Origin of the sequence: Actinomadura decatromicini, from assembly GCF_008121305.1 — a bacterium.
Classification (GTDB): domain Bacteria; phylum Actinomycetota; class Actinomycetes; order Streptosporangiales; family Streptosporangiaceae; genus Spirillospora; species Spirillospora syzygii.
Window position 1 is genome coordinate 136021 of record NZ_VSRQ01000012.1, and the last position, 16055, is coordinate 152075.

Sequence of the window (16055 nt, forward strand, 5' to 3'; positions counted from 1 at the left end):
TTGACGTTCATGGACTTTCCTCGACCTGGGGCTTGGGGCTGAGTGACTTCGGTAGGAGTTGGGTGGCGGGGATTTTGGTCCACTCGGCTCTGTGGATCACTTCTGCCACCTCGGCGTAGCTTAGGTCTCCGAGGGCGATGAGGAGTAAGACGTCTCGGTCGCCGTGTTTGAGGGCGGCCAGCGCCTCGCTCAGAGGGCCGTCCATTGCGGAGGTCGGGTCGAGCGTGTGTTCTTCGTGCTCGTTCGCCGGGGCTCGTGCTCGTAGGCGTGCCATTGCCCTGTATTTTCGCGTTTCGGTTCGACGGTGTCGGCTGATGAGGTGGGTCGCTATGCCGTACAGCCAGGGCCGCGCCGAGTCGCTTGCCGGTTGGAACTTTGCGCGTGAGCGAAATGCCACGAGGAACGTCTCTGCCGCGATGTCGTCCGCGATGTCCGGGCCGAGGCGACGGTCAACGTACCTGTGGATTTCGGTGTAGTACCGATCGAAGATCATTGCGAAGTTCTCCGGCCGCCGCCATGAGGTGACGATGGTCTCCGCGTCTGGCGGCGGCGCCGCGGTCACGTCCGATCCAGGAGGGACCCATGGCTGATCATCTGAGCTCCTTGCGGGGCTACGGGAGGACTTGAGCACACCCTTGATTGCCCGCTGCGCCCTAGATCCTTCTCGCTGGGGCGGCCCGTCCGGGCACTGCGGCAGTGAGGGGGCGCGCGGCGGCCGGACCCGGCTAAAGGAGCCGGTCGGCCGGGGCTCTGAGGTGCTGCTTTACGGCTCGGGCTCGTCCAACATCAGGAGGCCCGGTTGCTTGCGTGAGGTGGAGCATTCCTATTGTCGGGGCCGCTTGTGGTCGGCGTCCGAGACAGTGGCGGTGGACCCGCACACCCTTTCCCAGGCGGCTACCTCGGGTCATCGGTCTCCCAGGGATAGCGGAACCGCCCGGCATGCAGCCCCCACGCCTCAAGCGTCGCGGCCAACTCACCCTCCCCGACTACTGACGCGCTCCGAACCAGGACGGCTCCGACGTCGTAATCAAGGCCGCCAATGCCCTCAGCGTCGTACTCCCAGTGCTGCAGACGAATCGTGCGCGCACGGTCGGCCCGTTTCCAACCTTCTCGCCCGGCCTGAGCGTCACCCGGTGTCACGACCGGCGTGATGTCGACGAACGCACGCCGACCGGTCCCAGAGGCCGAGACCTCGGCGACGAGCCGCTGCCCGACCCGCAACGCGTTCAGCTTGTCCGCAGGCCAGTCTTGGACGCTGTCCATGATCGGCACTCTACGCGTGCTACCGCGGAACCCAAGCCGTCGAACTTGGCGTCCACCAGCCGCCGATACGCGGTCCGGACGTCCCCGGCACTTCCTGAGCGAACCGCGAACCCGAGGGATTCCGCCGCGTAGCCGCAACCCGGCAGCTCGATCCTGGGCTGCCGTCAGGACGCGAACACGGCGGGGTTTCCCTCGCTCCAGACGGTGGTGATCGTGCGGTGCGTGAATCGCCAGCCGTTCGGGGTGCGGCGCAGACGGTCGACGTAGCGACCGGCACCGAGGAACTTCTCGCCATCGGGTAGGCCATGGCGGACATGCTGGGCTTGGTAGTAGCACGTGTGCTCGGCCTCGTCACCGTGCACCGAGGCGACATGGTTGCCGTTCAGGTGATGGGTGGCGTCGAGTCGCTCCAAGCTGGTGCTGATCCTGGCGACGATCGCATCGGGTCCGAAGAGCTTCTCTCCCGAACCGCTGTACTCCCAGCAGGCGCCGTCGGTGAACAACGCGCCCAGCTTCTCCCAGTCCCTGGTGTCCAGGGCCGTCGCGTACGCGATGACGGCGTCCAGGATCGCGGCGCGGTCTGCCAGTTCCCGAAGCATCGAGCTGCCTTCCGGTTCGGTGCACGATTTGATACGGAGTACATGATTGGTGACCATCGAGGCCGGCGGAAGAAGGCACCTTTATGTCCCAGCGTCACATCGATGTGTCAGTCCTGGCCAGCGAGGCGTGCCCGGTCTCGGAGGTCCTGGATCACGTCTCCGGGAAGTGGAGCATCGGCATCCTGGTGGCCGCCGCGCAGGGTCCGGTCCGGTTCACGGAGCTGGAACGTTCGATCACGGGGATCAGCAGGCGCATGCTCACGCTCAAGCTGCGCAAGCTGGAGCGGGACGGCCTGCTCGTACGCACCGTCCATCCGGTCGTCCCGCCCAAGGTCGAGTACACCCTGACGGAGATGGCCCAAGAGCTGCACAAGTCGCTGCTGGAGCTCACCGACTGGGCCAAACGACACGGCGGCGCCGTCGCCGCCGCCCAGGCCGCCTACGACCGCGCCCACAACGACTGACGACACTCCGGCACCCGACGTGATCGCAGACCGGAATGCTGCCTCGCTCGACACCTCGCGGCGGCTTCGCCTGTGCTCGCCGATCGGAGGCGCCGGGCGTTCGGGCGGCGAAAAATGGGTGGTGGTGGGAGACGGGGGTGTCTACCGTCGGAGGTTCGCCTACGTGAGGACATCGCGCGCATGACGCCGCCTGCTCTTTAGACCTGACTCTTCTTCGCGCATTGATTGCCGACGTGTGACGTCGGCTCTGTTTTCTGTGCTCTCGTCAGGTCTTCAGAGAGATCATGTCTTCACATCGCCATATCGTGCTGCCCTGGGTGGTGCGGCGGACTCGGCTGCCTTCGCTCGTTCTGCGGTGCGTGGCTTGCCCGTCCGAGCGCGCCAGTACCGGGAGCGGCAAGTTCCGTGTCAATGCCAACGGCAAGCTGCTTTCTGTCTGGCTGCTGGTCATCTGTGTCGGGTGTGAACGGACCAGCAAGGTCAGCGTGTACGAGCGGGTGCCGGTGCGCTCGCTGTCCGCTGAGCTGCTGGCCGGGTACACGGCCAACTCGTCCGAGCTCGTCGTGGACGCCCTGTTCGATCCGTTGATCGCTCGGCGCAACCGGTTCGAGCTGGACTGGGACGGGTGCTGGGAGCTCGTCGCGGCACCTGTTCCGGATGATCCGTGGCCCGTCCAGATCGAGGTCACCTTCGAGGATCCCGTGCCGGTCCGTCCCGACTGGCTCATCGCCCATGAGCTGGGCCTCAGCCGGAAGGAGGTCGCTCGGAGAGTAAAGATCGACATCCCGCTCAAGCGCAAGACGAAGGCGGACTTCTCCTTCGTGCTGGTGTGAGAGAGCCGAGCCCTCGACCGTTTCGTCGCGGTCGAGGGCTCGCTTCATTCGGGGCTGTGGGGGACATCAGGGCAGGTCGTGGGCGTTGCCTTTAACATCGCGCGTGAAGACCGCCCAGGCTGCGGGGGAGATGGTGAGTTGGGGCCCGTTGGGGTCCTTGGAGTCGCGAACGCCGATCAATGCGGCCAGGTTGGCCACCTCGACGCATTCGCCTCCTTCGGGGCCGCTGTGGCTGCTCTTGCGCCATCGGCTTGGCACGTTCGAGGTGCTCATAGCTGCTCCATCGCGTGTTGGATCATGGCCAACGACTCCTCGGAAGGGATCGTGTGGCACTGGATCAAGTCCCACCTTACGTTTTGGAGCGCGACCCTGTCGCTTTGCCTTAGGAGTACTCCCTCCCCGGACGATTCGGTGTACGCGACCTCCGGCCCGTTCTCGAAGCCAAGGATGATGGAGCTTCCGGTCAGCCCGACGTGGCATCCGGACTTGTAGGGGACGATTTGGAGCATCATTCTCGGGCGTTGCGCGACCTCCAGCAGATAGGCGAGCTGCTGGCGCATTATTTCCGGGCCGCCGACCGATCGCCGGATAACGCTCTCGTCCAGGACGAGGAAGGTGTGCGGGGGGTCGTCCTTGGCGAATATCGACTTTCGTTCCATGCGCTCGGCGACGAGCCTGTCGGCGTCTGAGCCCATCATCGCGCTGATGACGGTGTATGCGTACCTCTCCGTCTGGAAGAGCCCGCTGATCAGCCCGGTGCTGAAGATGCGGATGCGGTCGGCCGTCTTCTCGTAGCCGACGTACTCGGTGAAGCCGGGTGGGACGACGGTCTGGATCTCGATCTCCATGGCCAGTTCCCACATGCGGTGGAAGAGGCCGTCCGTCTTGAAGAAGGTATCGAGGTCGTGGGCGCTCTGCTCGGACGCCTTGCGGCCGTTCTCCAGGGTGCTGACCCATTGCGGGGTGCAGCCGAGGGCGTCGGCGAGTTCTTTGCCGGTGAGGCCCGCCGCCTTGCGCTTTCGGCGGAGTTCGTCGCCGAAGAAGTCGCGGGCTCGATTCTCGCTCATGGGAGCCTCCGGAATGGTTAACCCGGGGGGTGGGTTGAGTTGATCTCCGCCCAGCTTGAGGTGGGTCTGGAGTGGCTGCCGCTCCCACTAATAACCGCGCCGACCGGCTTGCTGCAAGCCTTTTGTCGAAGCGATTATTGAAGATGCCTCAGAGGCACTATATTGTCCTTCATGTCCCGTTGGTCGGGATCACAAAAAACTGCTAGAGCGTCCTCTGGAAAAAATGCTGAATTTCGAGGTCGATGTCAGTCGGTGGTGGGTGGTGGTAGGGCGACCTGGATTTGGGTTGTCATGCCTGTGGCCACGAAGAGGCCGCGGCCGGTGGGGCCGCCCAAGGGAGCGTTGCGGGGGAGGCGGAGGCCGAAGAGGTCGCCGTCGTCGGGGGACTCGATGGAGAGCAGCACGCCTGAGCGGGAGCGGCGGGTGTCGGAGAGGAAGCCTCGGTAGCCGCGGCCCAGGTCGGCGGTCGTCCCGCCGATGATGACGGCGTGCTCGCCGTCGCGGGCCGTGCGGAGGACGTCGCGGAGGGCGTCGTCGAGGTCGGTCTCGTCCAGGAGTTCGGCGTCGTCCACGACCACGGCGTAGCGGTGTTCGTCGCCTATCGCGTCGATCAGGTCGTCCGGGTCGGAGTCGGCGGTGAGCAGGCCCAGGACGCCGGGGTGGCCGGACAGCAGGCGGAGCGGGGAGCGGCGCGGCGTCACCAGAACGACTGGGACCAGGCCGCCGCCTACCGCCGGGTCCAAGAGGGAATGGACGATCGTCCGGAGGGTGGTCGAGCGGCCCGAGCGGGGTGGTCCCGCTACCGCGAAGCCGGGGCCGTCGTCCAGGAGGTCGATGCCCACCGGGGCCAGTGTGTCGCCGCCTACGCCTACCAGCGCCCAGAGCGCTGAGGGGGCCAGGAACTCGGGGTCCAGCGACATCGCCTCGCGATACGTGACCCGCACGGGCAGCTCGTCCACCCGGAGGGGACGGCGGCGGCGCGGCAGGCGGCCGTAGCGGGACAGGGAGGTTCGGGCGATCTCCTGCAACGCCGCCACCTGCCCAGGCCCGGACGGGTCGTCGCCCAGGACGCCGATCTGCGACTCGCGCGGCGGGGCGCCCGGCACGGACGGCTCCAGGGCACGGCCCGGTGGCATCGCGGCGGGGACCTGTTTGTCCTGGAGGCCGCCGTAGGCGTAGTCGTTCGGGTCGGCCATGCGCAGGATGAGGCGGCGGTCGAAGACGGTGGAGACCTGTCCGCCCAGGCCGGAGCGGTCGCCGGTGAAGACGGCGCGGAGCCCGGCGGCGGCGCCCTCGCGCAGGAGGCGGACGACCTGGTCGACGAGCCGTCCGTAGTCGTAGTGCTCGAACGCGCCGAGGAAGCCCTCCCAGCGGTCGAGGAGCAGGACCATCCAGGGGAGCCGGTCGGTGGCGGCCACGGCGGCGCGCTGCTCGGCGACGGACGCGAAGCCCGCCTCGGCGAGGAGCTGCTGGCGGCGGGCGACCTCGGCGGTCAACGCGGTGAGGAGGCGTTCGCAGCGGTCGAGCTGGTCGCGGGTGACGACGGCCCCGCAGTGCGGCAGGGACACCAGTGGGAGGAGGGCGTTCGCGCCGCAGTCGACCGCGTACAGGTGCGCGTCGTAGGGGGAGCAGGCGGCGGCGAGCGAACCGGCGATGGTGCGGAGCGCGGTGGAGCGTCCCGACTGGGCGGATCCGGCGAGGTAGAGGTGGCCGCCCGCGGTGAGGTCGAGCGTCAGGGCCTCGCGGGACTGGACGGCGGGCAGGTCGGTGATGCCGAACGGGATCGGCGGGACGTCCACGACGGAGCCCCCGGCGGCGGTGCGCGGGGTGAGCGCGACGGTCTCGGGCAGCGGGCTCAGCCACGGGGACGGCTGCCGCGCGATGCCCGCCCGGCGGGCCGCCTCGTCCACGGCCTGGACGAGAACGCCCAGGTCGGTGGCCTGGACGGCGTCGTCGGCCGGTTCGCGGGGGCCGGGCAGCGGGTGTCCGAGGCCGCGCCACGGCAGGACGTGGACGTCGGTCGTCCGGCGTCCGGCCACCGCGCCCGGGCGACGGCCGCCGATCCGCGCCGACTGCACCGGCTGCGGCGTCGACCCGCCGGAGCGGATGTAGCAGCGGCCGGGGGTCGACTTGGAGATCTGCGCGGCCTCGGGGCCGTCGAGCACGTCCACCGACTCGTCGGGGTCGGTGACGCGCAGCGCGATCCGCAGGTTCGTGTTGGCGCGGATGTCGGCCGTCACCACCCCGGCCGGACGCTGCGTGGCGAGGACGAGGTGCACGCCGAGGGAGCGTCCCCGGCGTCCGATGTCGACCAGTCCGGCGACGAAGCCGGGCAGCTCGGTGACCATCGCGGCGAACTCGTCGATCACGAGGACGAGGCGCGGCATGACCGGCAGGCCGGGGTCGCCAGGGCGCAGGTCGTTGTAGTCGTCGATGTCCTTGGCGCCCGCCTTGAGCAGGATCTCCTCGCGGCGGCGCAGCTCGGCGGCCAGGGACTCCAGGGCGCGTTCGGTGGCGTGCCCGTCCAGGTCGGTGACCATGCCGACGGTGTGCGGGAGGCGGGCGCAGTCGTTGAACGCGGCGCCGCCCTTGTAGTCGATCAGGACGAACGTCATCTCGTCCGGGCGGTTCGCCACGGCGAGCGACGCGATCAGCGTTTGCAGCAGCTCCGACTTGCCCGCCCCGGTGGTTCCGGCGATGAGGGCGTGGGGGCCGTCCGCGCGGAGGTCGATCTCGTGGCTTTCGGCGGCGGAGCCGTGCCCGCCGGGGCCGACGCCGATGGGGACGCGGGTCGTCCGGCCGCCGGTCCGGGTCCAGGTCTGGAGGATGTGCTCGGCGGTCGGCTCCGGCATGCCGAGGACGTCCAGCAGCCGCACCTCGGAAGGGACAGACTCCGCCGCGTCCTCGCGCGACACGTCCCGGACGGGTGCGAGCGCCCGCGCGACCCGGTCGGTCCAGACAGGGGACACCTGGTCGGCGAGGACGTGCCCGAGCGCCTCCAAGCCCTGTCCGCGCAGGTTGACGGCGGAGTGGTACTGCGGGTCGAGGGCCGCGACGGCGCTGCATTCCTCGGGGAGGAGGCGCTCCTCGTCGTCCACGCAGATGGCGTAGAGGCCGAACTCGGCGCCGCGCGACAGGAGCATCGGCATGCCGGGGATGCGGCGGAGGGCGCGGGCGCCGTCCAGCACGATCAGGATATTGTACGGGACGGACCCGGCCGGTTTCGCCTCGCCCTTGCCGAAGAACGACGACTCGGCCTGCGCGGCGCGCCGCCGCTCCGTCACGCGGATCGCCAGCTCGGTCACCCGGTGCGCGGCCGACTCCTGATCGGTGCCGACGAGGGCGACGCAGTCCTCGCCCTCGCGGGGCGCGCAGTGCGGGAGCCAGCGCACCCAGTTCCACTCCTCCCCGGCCTCGGCGTCCGCGGACAGGACGACGATCGCCAGGTCGCGCGGGCTGTGCAGGACGGCCGCCTGCGCGACCATCCAGCGGGCCAGCGCGCGGGACGCCCGGCGCGGCCCGGTCAGCCCGATCACGCCGAGGTCGGCGAGCGGCAGCGCGACCGGCACGTGCCGCGCGGTCGGCGGCGCGAGGTCGGCCTTCGCCCCGGTGAACTCGATGCGGGCGGGCAGGTCGGCCAGCCCGACCCGCAGGTGCAGGACGTCGGCGTCGCCGCGCCGCCGCTCCCACAGCCGCCGCCGCGGACCGGTCGCGGTGAGCAGCACCTCGGCCGGGTCGGGGTGCAGGGCGCGGCGCTCCGCCTCGTCCTCGCGGCGGAGCCGCTCCACCTCGCCGTCGAACTCCCCGGCGCGGCGGTGGTAGTCCTTCAGCGCCTTCTTGTACGACTTGCGGCCGTGGATCCGGTCGCCGATCCATTCGCCGAGCGTCATCAGCGGCCAGGCCAGCGCGAACAGCGCCCACCACCACTGGCCGAGCCCAAACGCCATCGCCAGCCCGAACGCGGAGAACAGCAGCGCGCCGAAAAGGCGGAGGCGCTCGCGCGGGTTGCGCTCGGGACGCTCCGGGACGTCCAGCCGGCGCGCCCGGTGCGCCGGGTTCAGCCGGGGCGGACGGTTGAACGCCAGCCCGCCCTCCGGCAGCGGCTCCAGGTGCGTGTCGGGGGCGGCGCTCGGCACGAGCACCAGGACGCTGGCGCCGACCGCCAGCAGCGCGCCCGGCCGCCAGGTCGCGGGCTCGGTGAGCGGCGTGCCGTCGAGCGCGACGCTGCCCTGCATCGTCAGGGCGGACGCCTCCACCTGCACCGTCTCCCGCCCGACCGTGAGGCGCAGCGACCGGGCCGGGACGGACGGGTCGTCCAGCACCACGTCCACGTCGAGGCCGGAGCCGAGCGTGCTGACCCCGAGGCCGAGCCGGTGCACCGACCCGGCGGCCGGACCGCCGATGACGCGCACCTCGACCAGTCCGGTCGGCTCGGCGAGGACGGTCGCCGCCGCGCCGCGCCGCTCGACCGCGACGACCGCGCCGTCCCGCAGCTCCTTCACGGCGAGGGCCTGCGGGTCGAGCATGCGGCCGTCCATCCAGAGCGCGCGGCGCCGCCCCGGGCCGGAGCCCAGGGCCTCCTTGGACAGGCGCGGGGAGAGCGCGGGGGCCGGGGCGTCGAGGAGGGCGGCGAGGGAGTGCGCGACACCGTCCACGGTGGCCTCCGAGTCGACGTCGAGCACGACGTCGCGCGGCCCTCCGCCGGTCAGCGCCGTGAACGAGATCCGCATCCGAGCCTCCGACGTCCGCGTCCGCAGCACGATCGGAGTCAGCTTAGTTACCCGCCGCGGCCGACTCCCGGTAGGCGGCGACGATCGTGCGAAGCGCGTCGTCCATGGGCGTCGGCCTCATCCCGAATGTCGTCTCGAAGGCGGACGAGTCCAGGATGTACGGCTTGTCGAACTGGTAGCGGGTCTCGCGCAGCTCGCGCGCCATCGGGTTGACGAGCCCGGCCGCGTTGAAGACGAGGCGCGGCACCTCGAAGACGCGCGGGGCGGGAGCGTCCGCAATCTCGCACAGCCGCCTCGCGACGTCGAGCGTCGAGACGGCGGGCCCGGTCGGGACGTGCCAGGGCCGTCCCCACGCGCGCTCGTCGGTGCCCGCGATGGCGAGGGCCTCGGCGACGTCCGGCAGGTACGTCCAGGCGTGCGGGACGGACGGGTCGCTGAAGTACGGCACCCGCTTGCCCGCCAGCAGCGGCTTCACGAACCGGGTCTCGCCGATGTACGCCTGGTCGGTGCTGCGCGGCCCGTAGTAGTCGGACGGCCGCAGCTCGGTGGTGCGGATGCGGCCGGCCTCGTGCGCGGCCAGGGCGTCCCGCCACATCTTCGCCCGCACCTGGCCCTTCACGCCGGGGGCGGCGAGCGGCAGGTCCTCGGTCATGGGGCCGTCGACCGGGCCGTACCCGTACAGGTTGCCCAGGATCACGAGGACGGCGCCGGTCGCCTCGGCGGCGCCCAGGAAGGACGCGGCCAGCGGCGGCCAGTCCTGCGTCCAGCGGTGGTACCGCGGGTTGACGCAGTTGTAGAGCGCGTCGGCGTTCGTGGCGATCTCGGTGAGCCGCGCCCGGTCGGAGGCGTCGGCGGCGATCCGCTCGACGCCCTCGGGGCCCGTCCCGGACCTGGTCACCACGACGACGTCATGGCCCTGCCCGGCCAGCCGCTCGGCCAGATGGCCGCCGACCTGCCCGGCTCCGACGATCACGTGCTTTCCCATGGCTCAGTCTCCAATCGGTGCTCCGTTATGAGAGCAATGCTCTCTGAGGAGAGCGGCGTTGTCAAGAGCGATGCTCTCGGTTAGGTGCGGCGCTCTGCTAGGCTGCCGCCCATGAGCGCGGGGCGGACGGCACGGGAACGGGTACGGGCGGAGCTGATCGGCGAGATCACCGAGCTGGCCAGGCGGCAGCTCGGCAGCTCGGGCGCGGCGGGGCTGTCGCTGCGCGCGATCGCCCGCGAGATGGGCATGGTGTCGTCGGCCATCTACCGGTACTTCCCGAGCCGCGACGACCTGCTCACCGCGCTGATCATCGACGGGTACGACGCCATCGGGGACGCGGTCGAGCGCGCCGACGCCGAGGCCCGCGCGAACGACGCGGACGACTTCGCCGGACGCTGGCTCGCCGTGTGCCGGGCCGTCCGCGAGTGGGCGCTCGCGCACCCGCACGAGTACGCCCTGCTCTACGGGTCGCCCGTCCCCGGGTACGAGGCGCCGGAGGACACCGTCCCCGCCGCCCTGCGCGACACCGTCGTCTTCGCGCGGATCGTCACCGAGGCGCACGCGGCGGACGCCCTCGACCCCGCCGGGCCGTGCCCGCCCGTCCCGCCCGGCCTCGCCGGGGACGCGGCCCGCGCGCGCGAGGCCGTCGGCATGGACGTGCCCGAGGAGATCGTCGCGCGGGCCCTCACCGCGTGGTGCGGCCTGTACGGGACGGTCAGCTTCGAATTGTTCGGACAATTCACCGCGGTGATCGAAGAACGTGCCGCCTATTTCCACCATTCCATGACACTTCTCGGCCGCCTCATCGGCCTCCGCGCCTGACCGGAGGCGGGCTCCGCCGCGCCCCGCGCGCGGTCAGTGACGGGTGTGACTGGTGGTAAGCGGCCAAGTGACCGGCGAATGCGCAGGTCACCGTGGAAACCCCGGAGAACGGGCGGCTCGACTCCACCGAATCCATTGACGTGACCTCACCGCCCCCGCAAGCATGGATCGCTCGGCGATGGCCGGGAGCGGGACCAAGCCCAGCAGGACAGGGTCCAGGAGGACCAGGACAGGGTCCAGGAGGACAGGGCGCGATGAAGGCCAACCAGACGACCGTCTCCGGCGGCGGGGCGGGCTCGTCCGGCGGGACGCCGGGCCTCGGCCGCTCCGGGCTCGGCACCTCGGGCGGGCAGCGGCTCCCCGCCTCGCAGCGCGAGCGCAAACCGGCCCTCGCGGCGCTCGCCGTCCTGCTGATCCTCGGCGGCGCGCTCGCCAGCGCCTACCTCGTGATGGCGAGCGGCGAGCGGGTGTCGGCGGTCCGGATCGCGCAGCCGGTCGCGGCCGGGCAGCGGATCCCGGCGAACGCGCTCGAGGAGGTCCAGGTCGGCGACACCGGCATCCAGTACATCGCCTGGTCGGAGCGCGCCAAGGTGACCCGCTACTTCGCGGCCGTCCCGCTGGTGAAGGGCGCGCTGCTGACCAACGCCATGATCAGCCCGGCGGACGGCCCGGCGAAGGGCCGCCTCATCGTCGGGCTCGCGCTGAAACCGGGGCAGTTCCCGTCCGGCGGGCTGGAGACCGGCAAGCACGTCACCCTCTACGCGGTCGGCGGCGGGACGAACGGCGGGCCCCGCGCGGGCACCGTCCTCGCCCCGGACGCGATCGTGATGGCCGTCGGCGGCGGCAGCGGCGGCAGCGGGTTCGGCGGCGCGCGGCTGCGCTCCGACCAGACCAGCGTGGACGTCGCCGTCCTGCCCGCGGAGGCGGCGCTCGTCACGCAGGCCGCGTCCGGCGGGACGGTCGCGCTCGCGCTCGTCCCGGACGGCACGAAGGCCGCCCTCCCGCCGCCCGCGACGCCGGGCAAGAACGGCGAGCAGAACCAGGGCGGCACTCAGAACCAGGGCGGCAACCAGCAGAACCCCACCGGCGGGACGGTGCCCGTCCCGCCGCAGAGCGGCGCGCCGCCCGCGGGCAACGGCGGTAACTGACGGTGGCCCTCATCGCGCTCGCCGCTGACAAGGGGGCGCCGGGCGTCACCACGGCGGCCGTCGCCCTCGGCGCCGTGTGGCCGCGCCCGGTGCTGGTCGCCGAGTGCGACCAGGCGGGCGGCGACCTCGTGTACCGGCTCCCCGCGCAGGACGGCGACGGCGCCGAGGCCATGCTCAACCCGTCCCGCGGCCTGCTCAGCCTCGCCGCGACCGCGCGGCGCGGGCTGCGCCCCGACCAGATCGCCGAGCACTGCCAGCGGCTCGTCGGCGGCCTCGACGTCCTCGTCGGGATCACGAACGCCGAGCAGGCGCAGGCCATGACGTGGCTGTGGGGGCCGCTCGGCCGCGCGTTCGCCGGGCTCGCCCCGGTGGACGTCCTCGCCGACTGCGGACGGCTCGGCGCCGACACCCCGCTGACCGAGCTGATGCGCGAGGCCGACCTCGTCGTCCTGCTCACCCGCGCCACCCTCGAACAGGTCGCGCACCTGCGCGAACGGGTCGCGGCGCTGACCGAGTCGCTGCGCGGCGGGCCGCCGGTCGGGGTGCTCGTGCTCGCCGACCCGCGCGACTTCCGCGCGCCGATCGCCGAGGTCGACCGGATCCTCGCGGGCGCCCGCAACCGCGGCCACGCGGTGGACGCGGGCGGGCAGCCCGGCCCGCCGCCGCCCCCGGTGTCCGTCCTCGGCGGCCTCGCGCTCGACCCGAAGGGCGCGGAGCTGCTGTCCGGCCAGTGGGGCGGGCGGCTCGACCGCTCGCTGCTGATCCGCTCCGCCCGGGAGGTCGCGGGCGACCTCGTCGGACGGCTCCCGTCCGCCGGGCACGCGCCCGAGCAGCCGGTGGGGCCCGGCGTCCCGGACGGCGCGCCGCGGCGGGACGTCCCGCAGCACGTCGAGGGGAGGCGCTAGATGGACCACGGACTCGTCAAACGGCTCCGCCAGGAGGTCGGCGACCGGCTCGCGCAGCAGCGCAGGCTGGACGCCGCGAACGGGCTGGCGCCGATGTCCGGGGAGGACGAGCGCCAGTTCGCCCGCGCGCTGATCGGCCGGGTGCTGGAGGAGTTCGCGCGCGGCGAGATCACGTCCGGGCGGCGTCCGCCGAACGCCGAAGAGGAGGAGGCGCTCGCCGCCGGGGTGCACGCCGCGCTGTTCGGCGTCGGCCGCCTCCAGCCTTTACTGGAAGACCCCGAGATCGAGAACATCGACGTCAACGGCTGCGACCGCGTGTTCATCGGCTACGCCGACGGGCGCGAGGTGATGGCCGAGCCGGTCGCCGAGAGCGACGAGGAACTGGTCGAGCTGATCCAGATCCTCGCCGCCTACAGCGGGCTGTCGTCGCGGCCGTTCGACACCGCGAACCCGCAGCTCGACCTGCGCCTCCCGGACGGCTCCCGGCTGTCGGCGGTGATGGACGTGACCGTCCGCCCGGCGCTGTCGATCCGGCGCGCGCGGCTCGGCAAGGTGTTCCTCGCCGACCTGGTCGGCAACGGGACGTTCAGCCAGGAGATCGGCCAGTTCTTCCGCGCCGCCGTGCTCGCCCGCAAGAACATCATGATCGCCGGGGCGACCAACGCGGGGAAGACGACGCTGCTGCGCGCCGTCGCCAACGAGATCCCGCCGCACGAGCGGCTGATCACCGTCGAGCGGGCGCTGGAGCTCGGCCTCGACGCCTTCCCCGAACTGCACCCGAACTGCGTCGCGTTCGAGCAGCGGCTGCCGAACTCGGAGGGGCAGGGCGCGATCTCGATGGCGGAGCTGGTCCGCCGGTCGCTGCGGATGAACCCGTCCCGGGTGATCGTCGGCGAGGTCCTCGGCGACGAGATCGTCACGATGCTGAACGCCATGACGCAGGGCAACGACGGGTCGCTGTCCACGATCCACGCGAACTCGTCGGTGGAGGTGTTCAACCGCATCGCGACCTACGCGATCCAGTCGGAGGAGCGGCTCCCCGTCGAGGCGACCCACATGCTCATCGCGGGCGCGATCGACTTCGTCGTGTTCGTCGAGAAGCAGAACGACTACGCGACGGGCGGGCGGCTGCGCCGGTTCGTGTCGAGCATCCGCGAGGTCACCGGCGTGGACGGCCGCGTCCTGTCGTCGGAGGTGTTCGCGCTCGGGCCCAACGGGTACGCGGTGCCGAGCGCGCCGATCGCCTGCGCCGACGAACTCGCCCACCACGGCTACGACCCCTCCGGAGGCGCGTGGTGAACCCCCGGGAGGACGGCTGATGTACGCGCCGGACGTGCTGCTCGCCGTCGCCGCCGGGGCGGTGGCGGGCGGCGGGCTGCTGCTGTTCGCCGTCGCGCTGCGCGGGCTCCCGCCTCGCGCGAAGCCCGTCCGCGGGCGCAGCCGCGAGGACCTCGTCCGGACCCTCACCACCCGCACCGCCGTCGCCGTCATCGTCGGCGTCGTCGTGCTCGTCCTGACCCGCTGGCCCATCGCCGCCGCCGGGACGGGCGCGCTCGTCCTCGCCTGGAACGGCCTCGCGGGCGGCGCCGCCGAGGAGCGCAAGGGCATGGCGCGACTCGAAGCCCTCGCCGGGTGGACGGAGTCGCTGCGCGACACGATCGCGGGCGCCGTCGGCCTCGAACAGGCCATCCCCGCCTCGCAGCGCGCCGCCGCGCCCGCGCTCCGGCGGCCGCTGCGCGACCTGGTCGACCGGCTGCACACCCGCGTCCCGATGCCGGACGCGCTGCGCCGGTTCGCCGACGACCTGGACGACCCGTCCGCCGACCTCGTGATCGCCGCGCTGGTCCTGAACGCCAAGCTGCGCGGGCCCGGCCTGCGCGACATGCTGAGCGCCCTCGCCACGTCCGCCCGCGCCGAGCTGGACATGCGGCGCCGGGTGGAGGCCGACCGGCGGTCCACGCGGCGGAGCGTCCGGATCGTCGTCGCCGTCTCGGTCGGGACGGCCCTCGCCCTCGCCGTGTTCAACCACTCGTACGTGCAGCCGTACGACGACGTCCTCGGGCAGCTCGTCCTGTGCGTGGTCGTCGCGCTGTACGCGGCGGCGTTCCTGTGGCTGCGCCGCCTCGCCCGCTACGAGCTGCCCGGACGCTTCCTCACCGAGTCGCGCAAGACCGCCCATCCGGGCGTGCCGGGCGAGGTGCCGAGCACCGTCGCGGGCTGGCAGGGCGACGGGTCCGCGGGCCCGCAGGAGCTTCCGCTGCGCGGCCGGCACACCATGGACGCGGGCGGGGGTGGCGGGACGTGAACGCCGCCCTGCTCGCGGGAGCCGTCGTCGGCTTCGGCCTGTACGTGCTGGTCCGCGCGCTGTTCCCGGCGCGTCCCGGGCTCGCCGCGCGGATGGCCGCGCTCGACGCCGCCCGGCACCGCGACCTGGAGGAGCAGGCGGCCGGACGGCTCTCCCCGACGCTGGAGAAGGTCGGCGGGGTGCGGGCGCGGCTCGGCCGCGAGCTGGTCAAGTTCTGCGAGTCGCGGGGCTGGCGGCTGCGCTCGGTGCGCGCCGACCTCGCGATCACCGAGCGGTCGCTGGAGGCGTTCCTCGCGACGAAGTTCCTGCTGCCCGCCGCCGCGCTGGTGTTCATCCCGCTGGTCGTCGCGTGGTTCGCGCTGCTCGGCCTCGGGTCGTCGGTCGCCGTCCCGGCCTGGATCTGCGTGCTGTTCGCCATCGTTTTCTTCTTCTTCCCCGACATGCAGCTCCGCCAGGAGGCACAGGCCCGCCGTCAGGACTTCCGGCACGTCGTCGGCGCGTTCCTCGACCTCGTCTCGATGAACCTCGCGGGCGGGCGCGGCGTCCCGGAGGCGCTGATGACGGCGGCGGGCGTCGGCGAGGGCTGGGCCATGCACCGGATCCGGGACGCGCTCGGCAACGCCCGGATCACCGGGCAGACGCCCTGGCAGTCGCTCGGCCGGCTCGGCGAGGAGCTCGACATCGCCGAGCTCCGCGACCTCGCGGGGGCGCTCGCGCTCGTCCAGGACGACGGCGCGCAGATCCGCAAGTCGCTCGGCGCGCGGGCCGCGTCCATGCGCAGCCGCGAGCTGTCGGAGCTGGAGGGCAAGGCGGGCGAGCGATCCCAGTCGATGCTGGTCGCGCAGCTCTTCCTGTGCGCCGGATTCCTGATCTTCCTGGCCTATCCGGCCCTGATGCGGGTGCTGGCCTCATGACGCCGCCGCCCCTGTTCGAC

15 protein-coding genes are annotated in these 16055 nt (G+C 72.0%); 8 read left to right on the forward strand and 7 right to left on the reverse strand.

All coding sequences use genetic code 11. The annotated features are described in order from the left end of the window. Positions 1–7 precede the first annotated feature (7 nt). The 3 genes from FXF68_RS39395 to FXF68_RS39405 form a co-directional block, all read right to left on the reverse strand. On the reverse strand, positions 8–562 hold the full coding sequence (locus FXF68_RS39395; RefSeq protein WP_148767923.1) for an RNA polymerase sigma factor: 555 nt from the start codon (positions 560–562) through the stop codon (positions 8–10). Between the two features lie 332 nt (positions 563–894). Next, on the reverse strand, positions 895–1263 hold the full coding sequence (locus FXF68_RS39400) for a hypothetical protein (protein ID WP_222870307.1): 369 nt from the start codon (positions 1261–1263) through the stop codon (positions 895–897). Between the two features lie 164 nt (positions 1264–1427). Further along, entirely contained in the window at positions 1428–1862 is a 435-nt protein-coding gene (locus tag FXF68_RS39405; protein ID WP_148767924.1) for a nuclear transport factor 2 family protein, read from the reverse strand. A gap of 83 nt (positions 1863–1945) precedes the next feature. Between FXF68_RS39405 and FXF68_RS39410 the strand changes: the two genes are divergently transcribed. Both FXF68_RS39410 and FXF68_RS39415 read left to right on the forward strand, forming a co-directional pair. After that, complete coding sequence (locus FXF68_RS39410) at positions 1946–2326, forward strand: winged helix-turn-helix transcriptional regulator (protein ID WP_148767925.1); 381 nt, start codon at positions 1946–1948, stop codon at positions 2324–2326. A 284-nt stretch (positions 2327–2610) separates the two neighbouring features. Next, entirely contained in the window at positions 2611–3159 is a 549-nt protein-coding gene (locus FXF68_RS39415) for a DUF1062 domain-containing protein (protein WP_148767926.1), read from the forward strand. Between the two features lie 66 nt (positions 3160–3225). Here FXF68_RS39415 and FXF68_RS39420 read toward each other — a convergent pair whose 3' ends face one another. The 4 genes from FXF68_RS39420 to FXF68_RS39435 all read right to left on the reverse strand — a co-directional run bounded on the left by FXF68_RS39420 (position 3226) and on the right by FXF68_RS39435 (position 9941). Continuing rightward, positions 3226–3432, reverse strand: coding sequence for a DUF397 domain-containing protein (locus tag FXF68_RS39420; RefSeq protein WP_148767927.1), 207 nt, complete (start codon positions 3430–3432; stop codon positions 3226–3228). Then, on the reverse strand, positions 3429–4226 hold the full coding sequence (locus FXF68_RS39425; RefSeq protein WP_148767928.1) for a helix-turn-helix domain-containing protein: 798 nt from the start codon (positions 4224–4226) through the stop codon (positions 3429–3431). The genes FXF68_RS39420 and FXF68_RS39425 overlap by 4 nt, the downstream gene beginning before the upstream one ends. Positions 4227–4471: 245 nt before the next feature. Then, a complete protein-coding gene (locus FXF68_RS39430; RefSeq protein WP_148767929.1) occupies positions 4472–8956 on the reverse strand; it encodes an FtsK/SpoIIIE domain-containing protein in 4485 nt (1494 codons plus the stop codon). Between the two features lie 43 nt (positions 8957–8999). Further along, entirely contained in the window at positions 9000–9941 is a 942-nt protein-coding gene (locus tag FXF68_RS39435) for an NAD-dependent epimerase/dehydratase family protein (protein ID WP_148767930.1), read from the reverse strand. A gap of 111 nt (positions 9942–10052) precedes the next feature. On the opposite strand from FXF68_RS39435, the gene FXF68_RS39440 reads away from it, so the two are divergent. The 6 genes from FXF68_RS39440 to FXF68_RS39465 all read left to right on the forward strand — a co-directional run bounded on the left by FXF68_RS39440 (position 10053) and on the right by FXF68_RS39465 (position 16035). Then, entirely contained in the window at positions 10053–10763 is a 711-nt protein-coding gene (locus FXF68_RS39440; protein ID WP_148767931.1) for a TetR/AcrR family transcriptional regulator, read from the forward strand. Positions 10764–11017: 254 nt separating this feature from the next. Next, entirely contained in the window at positions 11018–11911 is an 894-nt protein-coding gene (locus FXF68_RS39445; protein WP_148767932.1) for a CpaB family protein, read from the forward strand. Positions 11912–11913: 2 nt separating this feature from the next. Further along, positions 11914–12816, forward strand: coding sequence for a hypothetical protein (locus FXF68_RS39450; protein ID WP_246179197.1), 903 nt, complete (start codon positions 11914–11916; stop codon positions 12814–12816). Beyond that, positions 12817–14115, forward strand: coding sequence for a TadA family conjugal transfer-associated ATPase (locus FXF68_RS39455; protein WP_148767933.1), 1299 nt, complete (start codon positions 12817–12819; stop codon positions 14113–14115). A gap of 19 nt (positions 14116–14134) precedes the next feature. Continuing rightward, positions 14135–15121: a type II secretion system F family protein gene (locus FXF68_RS39460; protein WP_148767934.1), complete on the forward strand. Its 987-nt coding sequence runs from the start codon at positions 14135–14137 to the stop codon at positions 15119–15121. Next, positions 15118–16035: a type II secretion system F family protein gene (locus tag FXF68_RS39465; protein ID WP_148767935.1), complete on the forward strand. Its 918-nt coding sequence runs from the start codon at positions 15118–15120 to the stop codon at positions 16033–16035. Before FXF68_RS39460 ends, FXF68_RS39465 begins: the two co-directional genes overlap by 4 nt. Positions 16036–16055 lie beyond the last annotated feature (20 nt).